Below are 9,880 nucleotides of genomic sequence, written 5' to 3' on the forward strand. Positions count from 1 at the left end.
GGTTGCCAGTCCAGGAATTCGTGTTCGTGGACTGGCTGCCCCGGCCTGTTGCCAGGTGCGGTCGTGTGCACCAGTTAAGCGGATCCCGACCGCCGAAATCGCCGTCAGGCGCGAAATCCTTACATTTCTCTAGGTGGATTGCGCTATCGACACGACTCAGCGAGCGCAGCGGCCATACGCACGGCGGTACGCCCCGCTATCGTAGAAGCAGTACACGTCGGAGAGGCAGTCGATCAGTCCCCGGATGCCGCGGCCATCGGGTGACCCGAGGCAGCAGTCGGGCCCGAAATTCCGCTCGTAGGCCCATCGCCACTGTTCAGGTTCGGCGCGGCGGAAGACCTCGCCGCAGTACCAGATGGCGCCGTTGAGGAAGTCGGCGTTGGCTTGGTCGTCGAGTAGTTCCTCTGGAGTGGGGGCGATTCGGAGGACAAGGGTCTCCAGGGCGTCTAGGGATTCAGGCGAGAAGTCCCAGCTACCGTCCGCGCCGAAACGGGCGATCCAGTCCGGAAATTCGCGTTCTCGAGCGGCCAGCCAGGTGGCGAGGTAGTCGCTGTCGGATTGCTTGCGTCGCGACCGTTTCCGGCCGCGGCGGTCGACCGCTCTCTTCGCCCGGGCCGCCGACCTGGCGATCACCCAGCGCCCGTAGTCGTCTCGCAGCCTGCCGTGTGGGCTGGTCCCGAACATCCGTCTCAGATCCTGGACCGGCAGAACGGCAATGGGGTTGTACTCCTCACGGTCGAGCTTGTGCACCCAAAAGTTTTGCAGCGACGATTCGCCGCGACCTTCCCACCGCGACGGTTTGGCTCGGCGCAGGGTATCGCCGTAGTACCACACGGCTCCCGCCGCGAACTCGGCGTTGTCGGGGTGCAGCAGCTGTTCCCAGGTCGGCGTGACGGTCATGATGACATCCGTCAACCGGTCCAGTGAGTCACGCGAGAAATCCCAGATACCGCCGTGGCCGTATTGGGCGATCCAGGCCGGGAATGCCCGTTGGCGTTCGGCGCACCAGACCTCGACCGGTGTCGGTGCAGGCTCGGGATCCAGGCCGGACGTACACGGCTTCGCCGGAAACCACTTCGGATTCATGGCTTTCTGGATTCGCGCGTGCCTTTCCCATGCCCGGTATACCTGGGTGAAGGTGACACCGTTGCGTTGTTGTCGGGCCAGGTGCACCAGTCGGATCGGAGAAGTGCTGTGCGGGTAGACGTGGTAGCTGCTGATGATCGGCATGCCGTAGTTCAGGTAGCAGGGGGTCTCGCCCCAGGACCAGTAGCCGCCCCCGACTCGTAGCAGTGTCTCGCCGAGGTATGCGGCCACGGCATCGGTGACCGCATCGTCGTGGGCGAGCGCGAATTCCTCTAGTCGGTACAGGGATTCGGCCGAAAAGTCCAGCTGGACCTCCGAGGGAAGTCCGGCCTCACGCAGGCCGAGGATCCGTGCCGCGATCGATCCCATCCACGTTTCGAGCGGGCTCTGCCAGTCCTGACCAGTCCACATCCATTCCTCTTCATGGCGCCCTGCGGGTTCCTGCCGGGTCCAGGAGTAGTACACATCGTGCAGCCCGAGCGGGTGGCCGTCGTCGAGTAAATCGGTTAACAACGACGCCGGATAGGTGAGCCAGTCATCGTCCGAATCCCGCTGCACCGCGAAGCCGAACGCGCCGCGGCGCGGCGAGCACACCCACCGTGAGGGCACCACACGATGGAGGATCTCGCCGAAGTACCAGAACGCGCCCTGGGTGAACGATGCGTTGGCGGGGTTCTCGAACTTCTCAGCGGTCGGGGTGGTTCGGCACACCAACCGTGCCAGCTGGTCGATGGAGTCGGCGGAGAAATCCCAGATGCCGATCTCGCCGTATTTCGCGGCCCAGTGTGGGAATTCGTGCTCCCGCGCTGCCAGCCGGGGTGCGCGGCAGCGTAATCCCGCGCCGCGGCTTGCCAGCGTTCAAAGAGCCGCTCGAACGCCGTACCGTCCGTGTTGTTGACCAGATCCACAGGAGAGGCCGGGGGAAGGTCTAGCACGTCATCGGCATGGACGAGGGGACGTCCCTGGCTGTCGTCCCAGGACCACCGGCCGCCTGCCACGTGCCGCAGCGTCTGGCCGACATAGGCCGCCACCGCGTCGTAGAAGAAATCGACCTCGTCGAGACCGGAGCCCCACATGGCGTCTTCGAGCGGATACGGCGATTCACCGGCGAAGTCCAGAAGCGTTCCGGCGAAACGAGTAAGACGGTATCCGGGTGCGAGATTCTTACATTTCTCTAGGTTGGTCGCGCCGTAGACGGGGGAAGCGCAGAGTGGTGAACGTGCAGAATTCGTCCCGAACGATATCGATGAAGGAGATGGCACATGGGGTATCGGGCGGAGGTCGAGCCAGACGTGCATGCTGATCGCGCTGCCAATGAAGAAGACGTTTGGGTCGTTCCGCCCGAATGGTGGCAGCACGTCGATCCCTTCCGTGGGCTGGGGCCGAAGCCCGACCTGACCGTGGATCCGGAGGCGCCGACCACACCTACGGAGCTGCTCGCACGTCATATGCCCGGGATAGGCAACGCGCTGAGAGGCACTGCCCTGACCGGTTTTCCCGAACTATCGGCTGCCGGCCGCAAGTTTCTCGATGGGCAGTCCACCCCGCTCGGCGCAGCGGTGATATGTGTAATCACCACCGCCAATGTCGACTTCGACGACACACGCGCCGATCGGCTGGTCGACACATGGGTGACCGAGCACGGCGTCGTGTTCGCCGCGGAGGTATCGGTATGGCTGGCGGGAATGCGCGTCGCGTCCCCCACAGGACCTATCCGTCACACGACCATGTGGTCGGAGTCGGAGAACAGCCGTGTCTGGCACACGTTCCAGGCGACACATATAATTCGAGACAACGTTGCTGAAGACGCGTGGGACACAGCGAAAGACAAGACCCTGATGCTGCAGCCCGTCAGCCACCCCGGAACAATGATGTGGTCACATGTCTTGCGGCGAGTCCGTGCGCATCTGGCGGCCGCATCGGACGATCAACACCGAGCGGCCGTGGGTCGGCTCGCCGAGCTTCGCGTCGATCCCGGGGCCATGTGGATACGATTGGCGACGTCGTATCTGGCTCCCACCGAACAACACTGGCTGGACGCCGACCTGATGTGCGCACCGGTCTGTCACACTGTGAATCCGTTCGTCATGCTGGCCGCGTCTGCCACTACGGGCCGGCAGATCACCCGGCTCTCCGAGATCGCCGGCCATCTTCCGCTGTACCACCACTACCCGAACGTGCTCACACAGGTGGGTCCAGAAGCCGCGCAAGTAATTTCCGATCTCCTCGATGACAAGCTGAAAAATCCTGGCATCGCGTACTACCCAGCTCTTTCAGCCCGAATGCTTGCCGGCTTCCTGGCCCGGTTTCCCACCGACCAGGCATTCGGACTGCTGCTGGCTCGGGCCGACCGACGATTGCCCAACCAAATACCATTTCACGTCAGCGGCGAGTATGTGTACTCGGTCGTTCAGAAAGCAATGGAACGGTTCCCGCAACGCGCTATGAAGCTGCTCTCACAGCGTGCGGTCACCGTAGACTCGACTGTGGTCAAGCATCTGTTCTGGATGCACGTTCGTGCGTATCCAGACATTGTGAGTGAGCCGGGGCGCGTCGATCCTGTCGCGCTGCGAGTGTTCGGACTGGATGCCCGGCTTCCAGATGCCACACCAGACCAACTGCCCACTGCGCTCGTATCGCCGCCCTGGCACAGCGTCCGACGACAGCGTCGTGCCGTCGTCTCCGAGTATGTTTACCGCCCGCCCACGCTCCGCTGGCTGCCCGGCGAACAGGAACAATGGGCACTCACCCCAATCAGATCGTCCCTTCGCAGCGACGAGAGTGTCGAAACCTGGATGGACAAGCTTCGGTCACGGCATCCGTACCACTGCCTGGATTGGTCGCAGCTCGAAGCGTTCGCGCAGGTTTCTGCGGACGTTGCGGGACCATGCCTACAATGGCTGGCTCAGCACCAATTCGGATGGTATCCGTACGATGCCGAACCGTACAAGCTCATGCTGGGCCGCTTCGGCGACGACGCACTCGGATTCGCGATCGCCGCCGCGTCCGCCAGAAAGCTCACCAGTCTGGCTCCTGTCCTGATGCCTGCCGACGGCACCGACGTCACCCTCCTGATGATGCTCTTGCTGACCCGCAAGAGACAACGTTGGACCGCGCTGACCTGGTTCGACCGCCACGTCGACACCGCCGCAATCGATATCGTCGCCTTCGCGCTCGGCAAACAATGCTGGAATCGCACACTGGCCGAGAACGCGCTACATGTCCTTGCTGAACGGGGCCATGCCGAAGTCATCGATCGGGTTGCGGCAAGCCTTGGAGAAACTGCTCGAGCAACAATTTTCGAGGTTCTGCACCGCGATCCACTGTTGTGGTACCCCGAACGCATTCCCCGTATCCCGGACTGGCTGATCCCCTCGCTGTTGCCACCCATCCGGCTGCGTGACCTCAACGCGGTTTTCCCGGAGTCCGCGGTCACCAACCTCGTCACGATGCTCCAGATGTACGGGCGGAACGGCGATTACGCTGGCGTGCCGATAGCCATCGAAGCCGCCGATCCGACCTCGCTCTCCGAGTTCGAGCAGGACCTGAGCGCGGCATGGCAGTTCGCCGATTGTCCGCACAATGACATCGTCTGGGTCAGGCGTGCACAGCGACTACTCTCCGGCGATCGCAGCGCCTGAGGAAGATCCCAGGGTCGCGAACGCGTACAAACGGATCCACCGCGGTGGAGGTGTGGGCCGGCGCGAATGTACGCAGCCGGCCTTGCCATCGCGCTCGTGTTCGTGACCCCGGCGGCGACATCCTCCAACTCCCTGGGGAGATCGCGGGTCAGTTCTCTCCAGCGATCGCGCTCCAGTGCGGATTGTCATGCTCCGGCGCCGTTATCGGTCATCGTCGATCATTCCCAAAGTTAGGGATATTTGTAAGGTGTGCAACTTTCGCGAGGCGAACTCTTTATGCCTTCCCAAGGCGATCGCATCCTGCGGGCGGGATTGCTGGATGGCCCGCGTGGCACAATGCGATCACCGGACAAGGGAGTGATGCAATCTATCGCGCTCAGTCGCCGGAGAAGCCCCAGAAGTAGATCTCAGTCGGGCGGCCGTGCAGGTCATATAGCACCGCGCACCGGCCGATCCAACGTTCTTCGGCAAGGTCCTGGATGATCTCGACGTGGTCGCGAGTCAACAGATCGGTGCCAGTGCGACGCACCGCCTCGTCCAGGCGAACCGGCCGCACGTCTCTGTGGTCCGGCGAATCATTTTCGCCCACGACGCGCAACATATCGAGGATCGAGTGCGTACCCACCTCCCAAAACCATTCATCGTCCAAGATCTCGGCCATGGTAGATGGCGGTGAGATGACCTGGCTCTCGTCGGACCCGACAACAGTGCCCGGCGGCCACAAGTAGTCTCGATCGGCGAACACCTTACGGCGTAACGCATCCAATGCCGCGTTGAGATCCGGCTGGTACGGGACGAAGTAGTCCCAGGAAGATGCTCCCACGGTGGCTGCCTCTCTCTGTCGAGGTGCACGATAGTGCAATCACGACCAAATTGTTTCCCGCGGCTGGTGATAGCGACTCGGATCGAAACCGTGGAATCTGGTTGTGTGGCAACAATGTACAGCGATCCTTCACCGGCGGTTCACACCTGGATGGGTGTCCGTCCGCTGTTGCGGCCGGCTTTGCGTCGTTCGACGTTTCTGCGCGATGTCACACCGCCGCGACTGCGCCGCCCGTCCTCCCTATTGTCCGACCAACTCGATGAGCTGGTGGCGATAGACCTACATGGGCTGGTCAACTTTCCGCCGGACACAATACTCGACGAATGGTGCATCACCGAGGACGAGGTGTTCGACGTGGCATGGCAGAACCTCGCCGCGACCGCTGGCACGAAAATGCTGTCGAGCGGTAACATATCTCGGGTCGGCGATGATAACGACAACTATTCTCCGTCGCTGCTTCAGGTGCCGGGATGGCTGGCCGCCGTAACCCGTTCCTACCGCCATCGACCGGTGGCGTTCATTCCCGATCCCACGACCCTACTCGTCGTCGATGCCGACCCCACGTTACTCGTACAGGCCCGTAAAGAGACACACCGACGCTACAGCGAGGCTGCTCTGCCGATGTCGGAGCGCGGATTTACGCTCGATCCGGACGGACTCGCAGTGGAATTCGAGTAGGTCCACGAGTCGTTCGATGTCGACTCTCCGATCGCCCCTTGGCTACAGCAGCCTGGAACTCACCAACTTCCTGGCCGACACCTACCGCTGCTACGACCAGAGGATATGCCGCCGTGCCTACTACGGTTGGACCATCTGAACGCCGAAAATAGGTCGGCCTCTTTGACCAGAGTCACAGGGGAGACGGGGGGAAGGCCGAGAGCGTCATCGGCTTACACGAGGGGTCGTGCCCAGGTCTCATCCGAGGACTACCGGCCACACGCGACACGCCGCAATGTCTGGCCGACATAGGCGGCCACGGCGTCATCGAAGAGATCGACCTCGTCGACGGAGAACGACGCCGCTTCGAGGACAGGGAGCGACTCGGCGGAGTAGTCCAGTTCGACGTCGTCGGGCAACAGATCTTTCAGCAGTACGTGGATCACCCCGATCGAGTCCAGCCACTCGTCGAGGTTTGTCGGGTTGTTCTCCGATGTGGTCATGATCGTCAGCCAATCGGGTCGGCACCGCCGGAATCTCCGGTCGGCGCGAAATTCTTACAGTCTCATAGGGAAGTCGCATCGTCTGCAGACGATACAAACACTGGCATACGCGCAGAATTCCTCTCATCGGGACCGGCGAAGCGGGAGTAAGCGCAATGGGGTATGAGGTTGCGGTCGAATCGGTTGTGCCGAACGATCGTGCTGGTGCCGGCGCCGTGGGCAATGCACCCGATCCGGATGTCGAATTCACTTTGTTGGACACAGAATCCGCTGCCGCGGATGACATTGTCGAGCGGGTGCACGAACTCGCCCATCGGATCGCTCGGGAGCTGGCGGCGTTGGGGCCGTCGGGCTGGCAGCGGATGACGGCGGTTTTCGCGCTCGCCTCGGCGGCCGAGTTCGCCGACGTGGGGTTCGAGGACGAACAACGGACGCTTCGCGCGCGTCCGCCTGAGTCGGTGTTGGCGCTGGCGCGGGAGCAGCGCTGGCTGACCGCGCAATCGGATCGGGGCCCGTGGTGGCGAATGCTGATGCGGCACACGGCGGGCGGCACGGTCGAGATCGACTTCGACTATGGTGACGAGCCTTTCCCGGACGAGCAGCTGTTCGCTCCCGAGGTTTATCGGGCGGACCTCGTAACGTATCCGCGTCGGGTGCTGCCGACCTGGTTGGCCGCCTACCTCCAGCACGATGGACGGCAGTCGCGGTCGCCGAAGCAGGCGGCCGAGGCGGTGCGCGCCGACCGTGCGGCACAGGTGGCGCCAGTGCCGTCCGAGCGCGATTTCCCGGCCCTGCCGGCGATGTGGGCGCGGTGGGCGGTGATGGCCGCGGCGTTCGTCGCGGTCGGGTCGCCGTGGGGTCCGCGCATGCGGCCCGCGTTGGGCTGGTTCGAAAGCACCAAGCGCAGTGGTGCGACGCTGTTCGTGCTGCCGGGGAAGCGGGCGGTGCTGTCCGGTGGGTTGTGGAACGCGCCCGAACTCGCGGCAGCCTACGCCTCGGGTGGGCCGTTGCCGCGGTTGTACGCGGGCGCACCGGAGTGGGTAGTGAACCCGGTACTCAATCCTCGTGTGGCGGGCGGGCTTCTGTCGTTCTGCTACTGGTGGGACCACGATCGTTGGTACCGGGGTGAATCCCCTTCGGCGGACAAGTTCAGCGTCGCCGTTCCAGGTTTGTGGACGAGTGGCACTGTCGTCGAGGTGATCTCCGGGTTGTTCGGTGAACCGGATGCCGCACGGCAAGAGGCGGTGGCGGCCCTGGTTGCGGCGGCGGAGAGCGGTGCGGTTACCTGGGCGGATCTGGCAAATGTATTCGGTGACAACGGCAATGCCGATATCGACGGGGCGATGTGTGAGCTGTCGCTGGCCGGTCTCGCCGTCTCCCCCGGGCATCGAGCGTCGAAATGAGGGCAGGCACATGGGCGACAGACTGAGTGTCGATCCCGAAGCGCTGAATCCGGTCGTCGACGGGTTGGGCGAGTTTCGGGAGGCGTTGACCCACTCCATCGCGAGGCTGACCGGTGCGATGTCGGTCGGTTCAGCCGCATGGGGCGATGACAGCTTCGGCAGCCAATTCGCCGACGGCCCCGAAGGTTTCGTGACGTCGGTGGACAGCGTGATCGACGGTGTCCAGGCAATCGCGGACAGTGTGCTGGCGTTGGAGGAAGGGCTGGCCGAGGTTGCCGAACTGCACTCGGAAACCGAGGAGTTCTCGGCCGAGGACCTGTCGGTGGTCGGCGGGCTGGGCGCGGGCCAGTCCTCGGCTGGGAAGGGCGTGACCGGCGGTTCGTCTGCGGCACACGACTATCCGGGCATGTCAGGCATCATTCCCGCCGGCGAGATGGACGCGTCGTCTGTGCCTGGCTCACCGTCGAGCCCGGATGGAAGTGGCCTGTCCGGGCTGGACGAGAGTTCCGAAGGCGGCCTTCCCGGTCGCGATAGCAAGCCCACAGAGGCGAATTTATCGGACGATCCCGGACAGCAAGAGACCGGGGCTATGGCCACAGCCGGGTCCGGCACGCGAACCCTGAACTCGGGCATATCCGACATGCAGGCTTTGCATGCCGATAGAGCTGTGGCGGAGTTGGGCGCCGATGTGCCGGTCTCCCTCGGCCGATCACCTGGTGCGACGACGGGCACCCCGCCTGTCCCGCACACGGGCTCGGCGGGTGCGGCGGGCGGGTCTCCCGTACCGAGGACGCCCGCTGCACCGGCGGCCCGTCCAGCCAAGGCGGTGCGACGGCCCGCATCAGCACCCGCGGCCGAATCCGAGCCGACGTCTTCCCGGCGGGCCACTCCCGCGAAGAAGCAGGCTGCGGCGAAAACCGCGGCAGCCGCAACGCCATCCGCCGCACCCCGCGACGGGGCGGCGAAGACCTCGTCTCCGGGCCAAGCATCGTCAAGGCGGACAACGACACGGCCCGAGGAACCGGTCCAGGCCGCTCACACCAGTCGGCCCGCACAACCCGCCGAGACGCAGTGACCGGGCGGGCAACCGCAGATCTGGTTCTGACCAGCCTGTTTCGAGTGAGAACGATCGCTCGGGCGAGCAGGTTGAGCAGACCATTCGTACTGACCATCGCGACATGGAATCCGAAGTGAGGTGATTGGGATGGTGGACAGTTCGAGCGCCAGACGGGAAGCCTTGGCGGCGTTGACCGAGCAGTGGCGCGACCTGGCACGAGCCGAGGAACGGCGGACCCGGTTGACCGGCACCGGAGCCGCCCGAGACGGCCGAGTGCGAGTGATGGTGGACGCGAACGGCACGGTGACCGACATCCGATTCTCCTCCACGATCGACGATCTCAGCTACCGGGAGATCGCCAAGGCCGCCGTGGCCGCTGCCTCCGCTGCTGCCGCCGACCTCGAGCGCAAACGCCAGGAGTTGTTCGATCCACTGATAACGCAACAGTCGCCGCTGCCGGACCCGTCGATGATTCTCGAGCGCTTGCCGGATCTCGAGACGCTGATGCCCGAGGGGCTGAGCGCATGGTTGCCTTCGCTGTCAGCGAGACATGCTGCAGTGGTGAATGATACGGCGACAAGTTCCGATGCTCGGCGAAGTGCAGTGGCCGACAACGACCACCCGGACCAGGCTACGGAGTTCACCGACGTCGAACAGCAACGTCGCTCCGGCCGGGGCGTTCGCGACGACTCGTGGTGAGTTGGGGCACG

The 9,880-nt window shown here is 63.9% G+C and carries 9 protein-coding genes; 6 read left to right on the top strand and 3 right to left on the bottom strand.

The features are described from left to right. Positions 1–156 precede the first annotated feature (156 nt). Complete coding sequence (locus tag OH799_RS33610) at positions 157–1,797, bottom strand: hypothetical protein (RefSeq protein ID WP_406272775.1); 1,641 nt, start codon at positions 1,795–1,797, stop codon at positions 157–159. Between the two features lie 551 nt (positions 1,798–2,348). Between OH799_RS33610 and OH799_RS33615 the strand changes: the two genes are divergently transcribed. Further along, positions 2,349–4,727, top strand: coding sequence for a hypothetical protein (locus OH799_RS33615; protein ID WP_406272778.1), 2,379 nt, complete (start codon positions 2,349–2,351; stop codon positions 4,725–4,727). A 376-nt stretch (positions 4,728–5,103) separates the two neighbouring features. Here the strand turns inward: OH799_RS33615 and OH799_RS33620 are convergent, their stop codons facing one another. After that, positions 5,104–5,550 (bottom strand): hypothetical protein, encoded by a 447-nt coding sequence (locus tag OH799_RS33620; RefSeq protein ID WP_406272781.1) that lies wholly within the window; start codon positions 5,548–5,550, stop codon positions 5,104–5,106. Positions 5,551–5,655: 105 nt separating this feature from the next. Between OH799_RS33620 and OH799_RS33625 the strand changes: the two genes are divergently transcribed. Both OH799_RS33625 and OH799_RS33630 read left to right on the top strand, forming a co-directional pair. Beyond that, positions 5,656–6,228 carry a hypothetical protein gene (locus tag OH799_RS33625; RefSeq protein ID WP_406272784.1) on the top strand — a complete coding sequence of 191 codons (573 nt, stop codon included), beginning with the start codon at positions 5,656–5,658 and terminating at the stop codon, positions 6,226–6,228. 16 nt (positions 6,229–6,244) lie between these two features. Continuing rightward, a complete protein-coding gene (locus tag OH799_RS33630) occupies positions 6,245–6,367 on the top strand; it encodes a hypothetical protein (protein WP_406272786.1) in 123 nt (40 codons plus the stop codon). 109 nt (positions 6,368–6,476) lie between these two features. Here the strand turns inward: OH799_RS33630 and OH799_RS33635 are convergent, their stop codons facing one another. Then, on the bottom strand, positions 6,477–6,710 hold the full coding sequence (locus OH799_RS33635) for a hypothetical protein (RefSeq protein WP_406272789.1): 234 nt from the start codon (positions 6,708–6,710) through the stop codon (positions 6,477–6,479). Positions 6,711–6,865: 155 nt separating this feature from the next. On the opposite strand from OH799_RS33635, the gene OH799_RS33640 reads away from it, so the two are divergent. From OH799_RS33640 to OH799_RS33650, 3 genes are all read left to right on the top strand, one after another. Further along, entirely contained in the window at positions 6,866–8,113 is a 1,248-nt protein-coding gene (locus OH799_RS33640; RefSeq protein ID WP_406272792.1) for a hypothetical protein, read from the top strand. A gap of 10 nt (positions 8,114–8,123) precedes the next feature. Continuing rightward, positions 8,124–9,188 carry a hypothetical protein gene (locus OH799_RS33645; protein ID WP_406272795.1) on the top strand — a complete coding sequence of 355 codons (1,065 nt, stop codon included), beginning with the start codon at positions 8,124–8,126 and terminating at the stop codon, positions 9,186–9,188. 129 nt (positions 9,189–9,317) lie between these two features. Continuing rightward, positions 9,318–9,869 carry a YbaB/EbfC family nucleoid-associated protein gene (locus tag OH799_RS33650; protein WP_406272797.1) on the top strand — a complete coding sequence of 184 codons (552 nt, stop codon included), beginning with the start codon at positions 9,318–9,320 and terminating at the stop codon, positions 9,867–9,869. The last annotated feature ends 11 nt before the right edge of the window (positions 9,870–9,880 follow it).

Origin of the sequence: Nocardia sp. NBC_00881 (assembly GCF_045207455.1) — a bacterium.
In the GTDB taxonomy this organism is placed as follows: Bacteria; Actinomycetota; Actinomycetes; order Mycobacteriales; family Mycobacteriaceae; genus Nocardia.